Origin of the sequence: Bacillus sp. TH30 (genome assembly GCF_016650875.1) — a bacterium.
In the GTDB taxonomy this organism is placed as follows: domain Bacteria; phylum Bacillota; class Bacilli; order Bacillales; family Bacillaceae_G; genus Bacillus_A; species Bacillus_A mycoides.
The window spans coordinates 779,104-793,717 of the sequence record NZ_JAEKEY010000002.1 but is presented as its reverse complement, the minus strand read 5'-3'; the positions used below and the strand labels follow the sequence as shown (position 1 = coordinate 793,717).

The 14,614-nt window shown below is 34.7% G+C and carries 12 protein-coding genes, 1 pseudogene and 1 riboswitch; of the genes and pseudogenes, 7 read left to right on the top strand and 6 right to left on the bottom strand.

Going from position 1 to position 14,614, the window contains the following annotated elements:
• The first annotated feature begins 60 nt into the window (after positions 1-60).
• From JFU20_RS06205 to JFU20_RS06195, 3 genes are all read left to right on the top strand, one after another.
• Complete coding sequence (locus JFU20_RS06205; protein WP_201038475.1) at positions 61-1,275, top strand: IS110 family RNA-guided transposase; 1,215 nt, start codon at positions 61-63, stop codon at positions 1,273-1,275.
• A 490-nt stretch (positions 1,276-1,765) separates the two neighbouring features.
• Positions 1,766-2,071 (top strand): DUF6442 family protein, encoded by a 306-nt coding sequence (locus JFU20_RS06200; RefSeq protein WP_201039216.1) that lies wholly within the window; start codon positions 1,766-1,768, stop codon positions 2,069-2,071.
• Between the two features lie 3 nt (positions 2,072-2,074).
• Complete coding sequence (locus JFU20_RS06195; protein ID WP_000651002.1) at positions 2,075-2,281, top strand: helix-turn-helix transcriptional regulator; 207 nt, start codon at positions 2,075-2,077, stop codon at positions 2,279-2,281.
• A 179-nt stretch (positions 2,282-2,460) separates the two neighbouring features.
• Here JFU20_RS06195 and JFU20_RS06190 read toward each other — a convergent pair whose 3' ends face one another.
• Both JFU20_RS06190 and JFU20_RS06185 read right to left on the bottom strand, forming a co-directional pair.
• Positions 2,461-3,132, bottom strand: coding sequence for a hypothetical protein (locus JFU20_RS06190; RefSeq protein WP_201038474.1), 672 nt, complete (start codon positions 3,130-3,132; stop codon positions 2,461-2,463).
• Entirely contained in the window at positions 3,119-3,454 is a 336-nt protein-coding gene (locus JFU20_RS06185; RefSeq protein WP_002191906.1) for a PadR family transcriptional regulator, read from the bottom strand. Before JFU20_RS06185 ends, JFU20_RS06190 begins: the two co-directional genes overlap by 14 nt.
• A 213-nt stretch (positions 3,455-3,667) precedes the next feature.
• Between JFU20_RS06185 and JFU20_RS06180 the strand changes: the two genes are divergently transcribed.
• Complete coding sequence (locus JFU20_RS06180) at positions 3,668-5,098, top strand: IS4 family transposase (RefSeq protein WP_201038473.1); 1,431 nt, start codon at positions 3,668-3,670, stop codon at positions 5,096-5,098.
• Positions 5,099-5,412: 314 nt separating this feature from the next.
• Here JFU20_RS06180 and JFU20_RS30130 read toward each other — a convergent pair.
• The 3 genes and pseudogenes from JFU20_RS30130 to JFU20_RS06160 form a co-directional block, all read right to left on the bottom strand.
• A pseudogene (locus JFU20_RS30130) lies at positions 5,413-6,894 on the bottom strand (IS110 family transposase).
• Positions 6,895-8,162: 1,268 nt separating this feature from the next.
• Positions 8,163-8,615, bottom strand: coding sequence for a VOC family protein (locus tag JFU20_RS06165; protein WP_060751544.1), 453 nt, complete (start codon positions 8,613-8,615; stop codon positions 8,163-8,165).
• Between the two features lie 356 nt (positions 8,616-8,971).
• Positions 8,972-10,201 (bottom strand): aspartate kinase, encoded by a 1,230-nt coding sequence (locus tag JFU20_RS06160; protein WP_002126737.1) that lies wholly within the window; start codon positions 10,199-10,201, stop codon positions 8,972-8,974.
• 202 nt (positions 10,202-10,403) lie between these two features.
• A riboswitch (Lysine riboswitch) is annotated at positions 10,404-10,590 on the bottom strand.
• 192 nt (positions 10,591-10,782) lie between these two features.
• Here JFU20_RS06160 and JFU20_RS06155 point away from each other — a divergent pair.
• From JFU20_RS06155 to JFU20_RS06145, 3 genes are read left to right on the top strand one after another with little or no spacing between them, the layout of a single operon-like run.
• Positions 10,783-11,691: a DoxX-like family protein gene (locus JFU20_RS06155; RefSeq protein WP_201038470.1), complete on the top strand. Its 909-nt coding sequence runs from the start codon at positions 10,783-10,785 to the stop codon at positions 11,689-11,691.
• A gap of 4 nt (positions 11,692-11,695) precedes the next feature.
• Positions 11,696-12,307, top strand: coding sequence for a DUF4166 domain-containing protein (locus tag JFU20_RS06150; RefSeq protein ID WP_201038469.1), 612 nt, complete (start codon positions 11,696-11,698; stop codon positions 12,305-12,307).
• Positions 12,308-12,312: 5 nt separating this feature from the next.
• Positions 12,313-13,938, top strand: coding sequence for a YndJ family protein (locus tag JFU20_RS06145; protein WP_201038468.1), 1,626 nt, complete (start codon positions 12,313-12,315; stop codon positions 13,936-13,938).
• A gap of 28 nt (positions 13,939-13,966) precedes the next feature.
• On the opposite strand, the gene JFU20_RS06140 is transcribed toward JFU20_RS06145, so the two are convergent.
• Entirely contained in the window at positions 13,967-14,452 is a 486-nt protein-coding gene (locus tag JFU20_RS06140; protein ID WP_201038467.1) for an 8-oxo-dGTP diphosphatase, read from the bottom strand.
• Positions 14,453-14,614 lie beyond the last annotated feature (162 nt).

Here is a 14,614-nt window from a genome sequence, read left to right as displayed (position 1 = left end):
GGAGATCCCACAGTATCCAAGCTCATTCCAAATACTATTCAAAGAAAGGAGGTCCTTTCCATGAGATTATTCGTAGCTATTGATGTAAGCTCTGAAAAACTTGATGTATGTTTTCTTGACAGTCATGACACTGTTTTGAAAGAAATTTGTCTTTCAAACGATGTGAATGGTGCCAACGCCATTAAGGAGGATGTTCTCCATTTTCACCAGTTGTACAACTATGAAAAAATTGTCATTGGCATGGAATCTACTTCCGTCTATAGTTTCCATCCTTCCATGTTCCTAACGGAAGATAAGGATTTGAGGGCTTTAGACGTGGAAGTGGTCGTACAAAATCCAAAAGCCATCCATCGGTATAAAAAACTCTTTGAAGAAGATAAGACCGATAAAATAGATGCTTTCCGTATTGCCGATTTTTTACGAATCGGGCGGTATAATAAGTTTCTTATCAAGGAGGAAAAATACGTTGCCCTTCAACGTTTAACACGATCTAGATATCAACTCGTTCACCAGCAAACAGAATGTAAGCAACACTTTCTGGAGAACCTTTACTACAAATGTAATACGTTATCGAAAGAGTTAAATACCTCTGTTTTTGGTGCGACGATGATGGAAATACTCTCAGATTCCCTTTCGTTGGATGAAATCGCAGAAATGGATCTAGAAGCACTCGCTACTCTTCTTCAGAAAAAGGGGAAAGGACGCTTTAGCGACCCGGAAGATTTAGCGAAAACCATCAAGAAAGCCATACGTGACTCCTACCGACTAGGTAAGGTCGTTCAAGACTCTGTGGACGTTGTATTAGCCACTTATGCACGATTGATTCAAACATTGAAAAAACAAATCAAAGAGATAGAAAAAAGCATTACTGCTTTATTCGAAGCCATTCCAGAAGCGAGATATTTAACAAGTGTTCCAGGCATTGGAGTCGTATACGCCGCGGGAATCATTGCGGAAGTTGGACAAATTGAACGCTTTGAGAACGAAGCACAATTGGCCAAATACACCGGTCTTTACTGGGAAAAATCGCAATCTGGAAACTTTGAATCGGAACGAACACCCATGACACGAACGGGAAACCAGTATCTTCGTTATTACATGGTTGAAGCTGCCAACTCTGTACAACTTCGTGAAGCTACTTACCGTGCTTATTATTTAAAGAAATATGATGAAGTTCCGAAATACAAACATAAAAGAGCCCTTGTCTTAACAGCGAGAAAACTAGTGCGTCTGGTGGATGTGCTACTACGCAACCACCAACTCTACATGCCATAAAGGAGCGTGTAAATCAAGAGCTAACTACTGCTTTTGATATCCTTTCAAGGCGGCTTTAGGGATATGAACAAACATTCATGTTTCCCATCTAAAAATACGAACTAACGTTCTGTGTATTCCTAAGGTTTAGTTTCCTGCGCTCTTTTTTAGAAATTCTTCTCTAGCTTTTATCAATCATATACTTGACTTAATACCACAAGTCTTATTTAACTTTATGTAACCGTTACAATTTATATTGTAACAATAAATTTGCGAAAAAAACATTGAGTTTAAGATAATTTATTTTAAAAATATAGCTTATGGGGTAGCGTCACATCGCTATCAAGCTAAGATTCTTAATTACCCCCAGAATGAAAATTTTATATCTATACAAATTGTATTACTATGCACCTCGAAGACAAGTTTTATTATCATTATGACAAGTTAACTTGTCATAATGATAATAAAACTGTACAATAAAAATATAATTAATAAGGGGTGGTTACTAATGATGCAAAAAGAAGAGATATTAAGAAAATACAAAAAAATGGGGAGAGATGAACGTAAAGAACTTATAGAATTAGATTCATCTAGTTACGGTTTAATAGCTGTGCTTGTTTTAGTCCTATTTTTTGGTTCTTGGAAATTGATGCATGGTATTAAAAGTTACGAATTAATTTCAATTTTTTCTGGTTATATAGCTAGTACAAGTTTTTATAAGTTTAAAAAATTGAAAGCACAAAAATTTCTTATTGCAAGCATCCTAGCAATAATGAGTACAATTGCAAGTGCCATAGCTTTCTTTCTGGAGGGATGATAATTGAAAGATGAATTAGTACTGCAAAATCGTTTGAAAGTAGCAAGAGCTGAGAAAAAAATATCACAGGGTGAATTAGCTGAAATGGTAGGAGTATCTAGGCAAACAATTAGTTCTATTGAAACAGGACAATTTTGTCCAACTGCAAAGTTAGCATTAGTACTTTGTATAGCACTAGATAAAAAATTTGAAGAATTATTTTATTTTTGATTAATTGGTGTACTGGGAGTCAAAACAAATCCCTATCAATCTAATTTTTTATTATCCATAAAGCAAAAAATACGCCATCCTTTCCTATGAGTCTACAGAAAGAAGTGCGTATTTTTTCATTTTAAGGAAATTTAATTTTGTTAGCTTAATAGCGATATATATGCTCTTTAAATAAGTTATTAGAATCTTGATGCTTTAAATAAAAATTTATATAAAATATAGAAAAATAGAGCTATCAAGGCACCTTGCCATAAACTTAAGTTATAAGAAAGATAAGGGTGTTTTTTAAAATACATATGTAATAATACTGATATTCCAAATGGAATAGAAATTGATAATACAAATATAATTCGGCTCTTCCAATTCATTATGAATTTAAACGAGAATTCTTTCATTACATATAAAATAATATAAAGACCTCCAATAAGAATTATGACAGATAGTGTGGTTTCCAGAATATCAAATGACACACCTTCAGTTGGATAGTTTTTTTGAAAAAACGAAGTTATTACAGCAGATATCGTATCTATTCCAAATTGAATAGCAAGTAGTAAACTAATAATAAAACCAATTGTTGAAAATTTTTCAAACATTGTTTGTTGAGGTAGGGCGGCAATTAATTCGTCACAATACGTTGGAAGATCCTCCCCAAATACATCATAAGCATTTTTTCCTTCTTTTTGAGATTCAAGAAGGTGGTCTAAAATCTCCAATAATAGTTCTTCTGATTGCCTTTCAGGAACATTTGAACAGCGAATATACACTAACATATTTCCATAAGCTAGTTCATTTTCTTCTGTTAGTAGCTTTCTTTTTTCATTATTTATTTTAGCCATTTCATCTGGTTTCATTTTGTTTTTCCCCTCCTAGTAACCGATTTACAGTTGTTGATACCATATCCCAACTTTCCTTAAATACCTCTAATTGTTCTAATCCCTTCTTTGTTAAATGATAATACTTACGTTTAGGTCCTAGATTAGAGGTTTTCAAAGTTCCTTCGATTAACTTTTCTTTTTGCATACGCAATAAAAGTGGATAAATACTGCCCTCACTTACAAACGTAAAGCCATATTGATTCAATTTGGTACTTAGTTCATAACCGTATACTTCTTCTTGTGAGATGATATATAAAATACAGCCTTCTAATACACCTTTTAGCATCTGGCTATGCATCGATTCATCTCCTTTCAGTAGATTGCTATGCAAGTTAGTATGTAGTTAGAGTGTAACATCAGGTAACTTGCTTTGCAAGTCACCTGTTAGTCTTTTTCTATTTATGTTTTGTATTACTCCACGTTGTCAGCAAATTAAAAATTGCATGGTTTTCTAAAATGAAAAAATACGCTATTCTTTCTGTAGAATCATAGGAAAGGATGGCGTTTTTGTATGTCTATTTCTGTATCTGATGAATTACAATTATTTGCTCAAGAAATTCAAAGCTTTTTATCCCCAAATATCTTACGAACTCTTGCTAGAGATGTTGGTTTTGTGCAACGAACCAGTAAGTACCAAGCAAAAGATCTAGTCGCTTTATGTGTATGGATGAACCAAAATGTCGCTACGACGTCTTTAACTCAGTTATCTAGCTGTTTAGAAGCATCAACAGAAGTACTCATCAGTCCTGAAGGACTGAATCAACGATTTAATCAAGCGGCTGTCCAATTTTTACAACATCTATTAGCTGAACTATTAAAGCAAAAATTGACCTCATCTATGCCGATTTTATCTCCATATACTTCTGTTTTCAAGCGTATCCGTATTTTAGATTCAACCGCTTTTCAACTCCCAGATTCTTTTGCATTTGTTTATCCAGGTGCAGGAGGATGCAGCCATACAGCTGGGATAAAAATTCAACTTGAGTATGATTTGTTAAATGGACAGTTCCTACATATTCATACAGGTCCAGGTAAACAACATGATCGTACTTACGGCTCTCTGTGTGCCCCAACTGTGACAGCGAATGATTTATGTATCCGAGATTTAGGTTATTTTCATTTAAAAGACCTTCAATATATACAAGATAAAGAGGCCTACTATATCTCTCGTATCAAGTCGAATACACGTATTTATCAAAAAAATTCTAACCCTAATTATTTTCAAGACGGAAGAATTAAGAAAGGTACAGAGTATATACAGATAGATATGGAGACGTTAATGAACTCCCTTGAACCAGGACAAACATGTGAAATAGCTGATGCTTATGTAGGAATGATTGATAAAGTGCCATCTCGTGTAATTGTTCATCGATTAACAAAACAACAGCAACAAAAACGATTACAAGATCAAGCTGTAAGAGAAAAAAAGAAAGGAATGACATATTCTCCTCGTAGTAAACGGCTCAGTGGTATAAATGTATATATGACAAACACCCCTACAGATATTGTCCCGATGGGACACGTACATGATTGGTATTCTTTGCGTTGGCAAATAGAGATTATCTTTAAAACGTGGAAATCATTTTTTCAAATTCATCATTGTAAAAAAATAAAACCAGAACGATTGGAATGCCATTTGTATGGTCAACTGATTGCCATTCTACTTTGTTCTTCTATCATGTTTCAAATGCGTCAATTACTCCTCATGAAGAAAAAACGAGAGCTTAGTGAATATAAAGCCATATATATGATTAAAGACTATTTTCTTCTTCTATTCCAAACAATACAAAAAGACACCCAAAAGTTATCAAAGATACTACTTCGCCTGTTCAATCTTCTACAGCAAAATGGGCGGAAATCCCATAGGTACGAGAAGAAAACAGTCTTTGATATTTTAGGCGTCGTATACAATTATTCCATGTCTCATAATCATGCAGCTTAATTTAAAAAATCAAAACCCATTAGGGTTTATTTCGTATGCAATTCATTAAACAATATACAATTAGTCTTTAAAAAATAGGTATCTTCTCACCCGAAATTGATTTTACATAAGCTTAGCTTGATGGGCATGGGGTAGCGTCACATATCCATCAACTTAAGAATTTTATAACCTCCAAAACGAGAAAATGGTACGAATTTCTCGTTTTGAGGGTATTTACATTTGTTAACTTGATGGGCATGTATGGTGACTCCTAGTAAGTCATTTTTATCAAACTTTATTTTAAGTTATCAATCTTTTTTATAAATTATCGGACTTTATTTTAAATCAACATCGTCAGATGTTGAATCCCCTGCAAACTTTAATGCTTCTTGATAAAATTTCTCCGAGTTTGTATTTTTTGTTCTTTTGTCGTAAACAGAATCCCAAGGAATACCCGTTGCTTGGGCGTGTTTTACAGGGTCATATTTTTGCCCTGTTTTAAGCATCATATAAAGGATCTTGGCAATCTTGCCACACATATGCCCAATTGCTGTTTTTCCATTCATTTTACGCTCTACAAGGCGATGATAATAGGAGCTGAATACGGATGGTTGGGATTTTGTCGCAATGATAATCATTGCCATTTGAAAGAGCACTCGACGTGCATCTCGAACACCACTAAAGGTCATTCTCGTACCCTTTACTGATGTCCCTGATTGTTTATTTTCAGCCGAAACACCAAGATATTTTTTGAACTCTTTATATGTATTAAATCGTTCAACATCACCAATGGCTCCGATAAGGGTACAAGCCCAATTATCGCTCATAAAAGGGAAAGAATATAATAACTCTGTATAAGGATGAGGTTTAATACCTTTGCTTGAGTTTCCGTGAAGTAGTTCTTGAATGTGATTGTCAATCCCTTTAATACTTTCTTCAATACGTAATGCTTCTTCAATTATCCAATTTTGTCTTCCAACTAAATGAGGGACATCAATTGTTATAGATTTTTCTGTAACTTTTGCTAGTGCCTCAGACGCCTTCGTAGCTATTCGCTTTGCCCCAGATTCAATCATTGCTTGTCGTAGTTATTCCTGTGAGGCTAGTTTCAAATCTTTACCAGTAGGATACTTTAATACGAACTTCATCGCAGAAGTGGTACCAAGCTTCTTAAATGCTACTTTGAGGTCTGGGTGCGTAACAGTTAAAAGTTGCTGCACCTGATTTTTACGCCGTGTTAACTGAGTATTTAATAACCATCGGTCACGGGTTAACGAACGAAAAATAGATTGGGTTACAGAAGCTGGTTTAAGTAAGCTAACTCCTTTCATATGAGGGTGTAAGATCTTGTGCCATCCCATATAGGACATTACCCTTGCGTCTACCGCATCTGATTTTTCAGTAATGCCTAAATGCTTTTCACGGAAGTCTTTTACTGCGGAATTTTCCACTAGGAATACATCAAAATTTTCGTTCAAAAGGACTTGTTGAAGCAGGTAAGAGTAGTGACCACCTGTTGGTTCTAGTAAAACTAGGAAATCCGATCTATGAATTCCTAATTGTTTTTCCATTTGTTCTAAGGCTTGTAAGAACTGTGTCATTCCCAGGCTGTCCGCATTAAACTTCATTGTCTTTGTCCGTTTCCATTCACGTCCCTTTGGGTCTAAAAAGGCTTGGAAGGAGATACAACTAGCGACGTGAAAAGAGGCACCAATGTCAATTCCCACAAATAACTGGTACATCTTCCTCTTAGTTTCTTTCTCTTTTTCTTTGGATTCCTCTATAAAACTAAAGGGTACAACTGTGTTTTCATTCATACATAAATCCTCCTAGCGATATATACATCTGACTGTCCAATTTTCCGTTAGAGCTTAATGCCCAATGTAGTATGTCAGGACTATAACGCCAGATGGTAAATCTCACATTAAGTAAAGAGGTCTAGTCAGGAACCAGCCCCAAATAACCAAAGAGTTTCAATCGCTAATTTTGTTAAAGACTATATACATTTTTGAATTTCATTTGCATATAGTCTTTTAAATTTCTAAAAGAAAAATTCTTTATCTAGTATCCTATTTCCTACCTTGTTCACAGAATTTTTTATCTTTTTTGTTTAATTTGTTATAATGAGTGTGTGCAGTGACCTTTTAAGGTGTTTCCGACCATAACTGGATTGGGGCTAGCATTATATATCCTAGACCTCTTATATGCAATTGGGGCACTCCACTACCTGTGGGTACAAGGCTCTGCACACCTTAGATAAACCTCTTATTTGTTTAACTAATTTACTGGGATAATCGGTTTATTACCAATAAAAACCTTTGTCTATATTCATTGTAAATGAACCTATTTTCTTATGATAAGCAAGAAACATAAAAAAGACTCCTTTTTAAAGGAGTCTTTTTCTATGTAAGCCAATGCTCCAAAGATGCCTAAAGAGTTACTGCTCAAAAGCGTACCCACATTATAGAAAGAGATGCATTGCCATCATTATTATAACTCACTTTTGATTCTAACGATAGTTCTAGTTGTTAGCACTATCGTTAGAATCAGAGGCATAAAAAAAGATCCTCTTGCTTCGGAGTCTTTTTTCTGTGTAAACCAATGCTCCAAAATTTTAAAAAGAGTTACTGCTCGAAAGCGTACCCACATTAAATAAACAGATGCATTGGCATTATAATTATATTTCATATTGTATTGTATCGTCTAATAGTTTTCTAGACAGCTGATTATATTATTCGATTTAAAAACCTTTGTTTAGTTGATTATTCTTATTTTTAAGTTCCTCGGTGCTTCACATCTGCGGATACGCCTCCCGCTATGGGCTATGTCCTCCTCCAAAACCAATTAACCCCTTATATAATTCCTCTGTTTTATACTCTTTCGCGTATAGTATGTAGTCTTTTGTTTTTAACTAATTTATATTAAAAAGGCTACGGAAATTTTTAAAAGCTCAAACGAGTATAGCCCCGTTCTAAAGTTAGGACGGGGCTGAAAATTTAAGTTTTATGGAGTAAGAATGTGCTTCAAATATTTTTAATTCAGTAATGAATATTTCAGTAAAGGCTTTTTATAAAACATCACTTACTTATTTGTTATCGAGTTCTTCCGCCAAACCGATTAAAATTCCTTCGGTTCCACGAATGTAGCAGAGTCGATACGAGTTCTCATACTGAACTACTTCTCCAACGAGCTGAGCACCATGCTTAGTAAGTCTGGATACCATTTCGTCAATGTCCTCGACGGTGAACATGACGCGCAGATAACCGAGGGCGTTTACAGGAGCTGTCCGGTGATCTGCTATAGTAGGTGGGGTGAGAAATCGCGAAAGTTCAATTCGGCTGTGACCATCTGGCGTAACCATCATAGCAATCTCTACGCACTGAGAACCGAGTCCAGTTACGCGACCAGCCCATTCACCTTCAACAGTAGCTCGCCCTTCGAGATTCAAGCCAATCTCCTCGAAGAAAGAGATTGCGTTATCAAGAGATTCTACAACGATGCTGATATTGTCCATTCTTAGTAATTTGTTTTTTGTCATTGTCTTTATCTCCTTATATGTATAAATTTATTATCTAATTATCCTCATAATTATACTAGAATCTCTTCTAAACAAAAAACACCTTGTCACAGTGTAGGAAAATGTGACAAGGTGTTTTCGGGTATGTCATATAACAACTTATTAACAAAAAACACTTCGTAAACTTTCTACTATTGAAATATACGCGAACTTTGTTTCGTGAATACTATCATTTCAAGTAGTTTCAAGAATTTGATACTGTAGTTGCTATTTGATAAAAGAACTTCGACTTCCCCGCAAAATATTCCCACCCTATTTCTATTTATATAGGAAGGAAATAGATTCGTATAATTTGTTGTAAGTTTTACTGGTGGAAATTAAATCATTTGCACTAAAGGTTCAATTTTCGCCATAAATGATTGATGAAGTGCTTCAACACCCGTTACTAAATGAAGACGGTCAATAACGACAGATACTTTAATTTCTGATGTACTTACCATTTTAATATGAATATCTTCTTCTTTTAAAGTAGTGAACATATTCGCAGCAACTCCTGGGTTAGATACCATACCAGATCCTACAATTGATACTTTTGCTAAATGATTTTCATGTTCTACAGATTCATAGTGAAGTGCTTCTTGATTTTGTTCCAATACTTCTAATGTTTCTCTTAAATCATTAGAATGGATTGAGAAGGAGAGGTGAACAGTTCCTTCATTTGTAATACTTTGAATAATAATATCTACATTAATATGTGCTGCTGCTAATGTAGAGAAAACTGTTGAAAGTGCACCTTGTTCTAACCCTTTAATTGTGACGCGTGTAATATTATCCTCAAATGCGATACCTTTAACGATTGATTGTTGTTCCATGTTACATTCTCCCCTTACAATTGTTCCGTTTTCTTGTTCCATGCTTGAGCGAACTTCTAAAATTACATTATGATTTTTAGCAAATTCAACAGCGCGTGGGTGTAATACGCCAGCACCGAGGTTGGCAAGCTCTAACATTTCGTCATAAGAAATTTCATCTAATTTATAAGCATCTTGTACAACTCGTGGATCAGTCGTATATACGCCGGTCACATCCGTATAAATATCACATTTTTTTGCTTTTAGTGCAGCAGCTAATGCGACAGCAGTCGTATCGGAGCCACCGCGACCAAGTGTGGTAATTTCATTTTCTTCACTTATTCCTTGGAAACCAGCTACTATAACAATCGTGCCTTCAGTAAGATGAGACTGAATACGAGTGGTGTTAATGTCAGTAATCCGTGCACTACTATGTACAGATTCTGTCGTAATACCAGCTTGCCATCCTGTTAATGAAATTGCATTATAACCTTTTGTTTGTAGTGCCATTGTTAATAATGAAATGGTTACTTGTTCTCCTGTAGATAGGAGCATATCCATTTCACGTTTACTTGGATTTTCAGTAATAGCGTTAGCAAGTGCTACAAGTTTATCCGTACTTTTTCCCATCGCTGAAACGACAGAGACAATACTATGTCCTCGTTCATATTCTTCAATAATTAAATTTGCTACATGTTGAATGCGTTCGACGCTTCCGACAGAAGTACCGCCAAATTTTTGTACAATCGTTTCCATTACGAATTCCTTCTTTCGTCCATTTTTAAGAATAGGTTAGGACATATACAAATCCCAATATTCCTGTAGTTACCAGAGAGAAAAACAAAAAACACCATCTCAAATAAGTGAGGGTGGTGCTGTTACAGGAAAAGGGAAACAGAAAACGGAGCTAATAAAAAAAACCGCCAAAAAAGGAATATCATAAAAATGATATCTCTTTTTTGTAGATAGCTCTTCATACGTACACGTCTGTACATATGACAGTTCTGTTTCTATTCGAAAACAGCCCCAATTGATAAATGCAGAGAAATTTATCAATTTCGGCAACACTTCCTTTCCTCTAAGATCATAGACATCTCTGTGTCTCCTTTAGAATACTTATAAGCGTTGCAACCTCTATCTCACGTTTTAGGCGAGAGTGTTTGATTTATGAAGTTGTTGGTAACATTTGTTTTATAATAATTTAAATTTTTCAGGGAATCAAGTGTTTTATATATATTTTAAAAATTCTATCTTTTTTAAGGGTTAGTTTGTGAAAAATGTAGCAAAATAAATTCGGTGCATGTACATTAAAAATATAGAGCATGGGAGGTGGAAGGATGGGGAAGAAAAAGCCTATTTATGTAGCGACAGAAATGAACATAACAATGGAGAAACTATGGGCATATACACAAGAGCCTGATATACATACAGAGTGGGATGCCCGTTTTACGGAAATTTCGTATTTAGAGAAAAAAGAAGGGGAGCCACAAAAGTTTTTATATAAAACAAAGATCGGATTCGGGCTTGAAATAGCCGGAGAAGGGGAATCGATAGGTGAAATAAGAAAAAAAACTGGAGAGCGCATTTCCTCTTTGAAATTTTGGACAGACAATAAGCTATCACTTATACAAATAGGACGAGGTTATTGGAAGTATACCCCGAATGGAGAACATATTCATTTTGAAACGCAATATGATTATGATACAAGGTTTGGTCGTATAGGGAATGTGATAGATTCATATATTTTTCGTCCGCTATTAGGTTGGGCAACTGCATGGAGTTTTGATGCTTTAAAATTATGGTTAGAAAAGGGACTTCATCCTAAGTTGCTAATTAGAAGAACGATGACGTATTGGCTCGTTTGCTTTTTAGTTGCTTTCGTATGGTTATATCAAGGGATTGTACCGAAATTGATGTTTACTCATTCAGAAGAAGTAAAGATGCTTTCTGCGCTAATCGGATCGAATGATAGTAGTATTTTTATACTTAAAATAGTTGGATTTTTAGAAATAATATGGGGTGTTATGTGGCTATTGCCCTTTCAAAAACGAAAGTTGTTTATATTGCATATTGTTATGTTAATAGGCTTAACTATAGTGGCAGGAGTTACGAATATCATAAGTTTTACGCAACCGTTTAATCCGATTACATTGAATTTTCTTCTAATAGGGGTATCGATTGTCGGTTATATAAATAGCACTAATTTGCCAAGCGCAAAAAATTGTAAAAGGACGAGAAAGGGATAAGTATATGGTCAATATATATGAAAGATTATTAGGGGATTCTTATAAAAGGCTTCATCCAAAATTGCAGGAACGATATGCGATAACAAAGGAAAATAGCTTTATTGGCGAAGGGGAAATGGATGAAATTTATGGTGGCTCTTTTTTCGTTAAATTGATTTTGAAAATTGCATCGAAGTTTCGAATGTTTTTTTCTGAGCGAGGAAAGAAAGTGCCATTTACGATACATAATACCGCTGAGCGAGATGAACAGGGGAAAGAATTTGTAAGATGGAATCGTACGTTTTATTTTCAAAATAAGAAAAGGTATTTTAACGCTGTTATGAAGTTGGATGAAGAGAATAATGAAATTGTAGATTATTTTGGCGAACCGCATATACTCGTTTCTACGTTGAATTTTTATATTGATGAAAAAGGCGGGATGCATATTTCTTCAAAGAAACAATGGTTTTTTATGTTTGGAAGAAAAATACCGTTACCTAGATTTTTATACGGAGAGGCAAAAATTGTAGAAAGTTATGATGAGACACTACAATGTTTTCGAATTCATGTACAAGTACGAAATCCGTTAATTGGTCCACTATTTTCATATAAGGGAACATTTGGAGAAAGGAAATAAACGAGATGAAAAATATACTATTTGGACTTGCTTGTTATATTGTATTTCTAATATACGAGTGGTCGAATGTAAATCCTGTTGAAGCAATTATTTTGTTATCTATTTTGTTATTTATACCGATGTCATTTTGTATTATTGATAAAGAAACAAGAAATGGATCGTATTTATTATTTTATAAATTTGTATCGCTGTTATATCCAATCGCAGCAATCAGTGCAATGCTAGCTTTCGTAACAAATCACTATTTCTTTGCGCTACTTTGGTTTGTATATACAGGAATTGTGGCGTTATTTGGTGTAAGTAGATTGCTAGAAAGAGGATGGAAACCTCTAGAAGAAACAGCTATAGATAGTGCGTTTATTTATTTGTTTCTAGGTGGTTTTTGGTTTTTTGCTTCAGTAGCAAAGGTTTCAATTATGCACTTTAGTTCTGACATTGTTTTACTTACAGCGGCACACTTTCATTATTCGGCGTTTTTATTACCATTATCAGCGGGTTTAATAGGGAGGAAAAGAGAAAAGAGAAGTAAAGTGTATGATGCTATTATGTTTATCATAGTCATTTCACCTATGACAGTTGCGATAGGAATTACATACTCAAGGATATTTGAATTTTTTGCAGTGTTCATATATTTATGTGCGATTTATGGATATGGAGTTTACGTGTGGAGAACGAAATTCAATACTATAAGTGCGAAGGTACTTTTAGTTCTTTCTTCTAGCACACTTATGGTAACAATAATGTTTTCACTCATATATTCATACGGAAATTTCAAACAAGTAATGACGATTACAATTGCACAAATGGTTTGGATTCACGGTGTTGTAAATGGAATTGGAGTAGCGTTACCAGCATTTGTTGGCTGGATGATTGAAAAGAGTACTCCGAATTATAAATATTACGGGAAAACAATGAGCAGGTTAAGAGGAAATGCGACAGTTGGTGAAGCATTTTTACATAACAGAAATTTAATAGATAGCAAGGAATACAAAGGTTTAGTTGATAAAATGAATGATTTTCATAGTGAGGCATTTGACATGGCGAAGATTCCTTTAAGTATTATTCGTTTTTATGAAAATACAAAAGAGTATGAGTTACAATCGCATATTAAATGGACTCGTTGGTTCCGCCCGGTTGCATTTTGTTATGAGAAAATGAATAAGCGTGTAGGACAAATACATTTAGGAATGGGCGGCAAGTGGGAAACGATGCATGGCTCTATCATTGGGATAATAGATGAGAAGGATGGAAGAGAGAATGTAAGGGCTTGGCTAAGAAAAAATGAAGCAGGGGAGACAATTTTTGTAGCTCTTTATTCAAAGCATACATACAAGAAAGATACATATATGAATATCGCATTACCTTTACCATATTCGAATATGACTGGTATTTTGAAGTTATGCAATGATGATAATGCTTTAATCATTACAAGTAAGTTAAGAGAGAACGGCAGGGGAGATGAGGGGATTTATTTATATACTCGTTTCTTTACAATACGTTTACCATTAGCAGAGACATTTATCATTAAAGAGAGCGCGGACCAAATGTTAACAGCTCACCATAGAATGTGGATATTCGGAGTTAAGTTTTTAGAAATTGATTATGAGATTAAGAAAATAGAGGAGAAGTAAGAGAAGCTTGGAGAGATTCCAAGCTTTTTTATGTATGGGTAATTGTCATAGCAACTTGTTTATCTAAGTCACGATCCCAAACACGTTGAATTTCGAAAGTGCTTTTTTCAAAAAATAATGGGAATCTTTCTTTAAACCACTCTTGCATGGGAAGCTGTAACGCAGAGTCAATTGGAACCCATACTAATGCTCCTTCTGGAGGGTGAGGGAGAAGGTTACCTTCAAATGAATTTGTCCAATAATTGAAAACCATGTAGCGAACCTGTTCTTTTGGATTTACATATTCGTCTAATCCTTTAAAGATTAAATTAGAAACAAGTAATCCAGTTTCTTCTTTTACTTCTCTTATAGCGGCTTGAACGATACTTTCTGGGAAATCTACTTTTCCGCCCGGAGCGATGTAACCAGGGAAGCCTAGATGATCCGACCGTTGTATTAGTAATACTTCATTATTATGCTGAATCATACACATTGTATAAATGCGGTGTTCGATACTTTTCCAATTCGTACTCATACGAATCTCTCCTCTTATAAAATGAGTTTCATATAGTTTAACTATAGTTATTTGTTCCAAAAAATACAATAATAAGACAAAATTATACAAAATACAATTGACTATTACTAATTTTCAGAACTATAATTACTCTGTTATATAAAAACTTGTACTTGAGAGGGG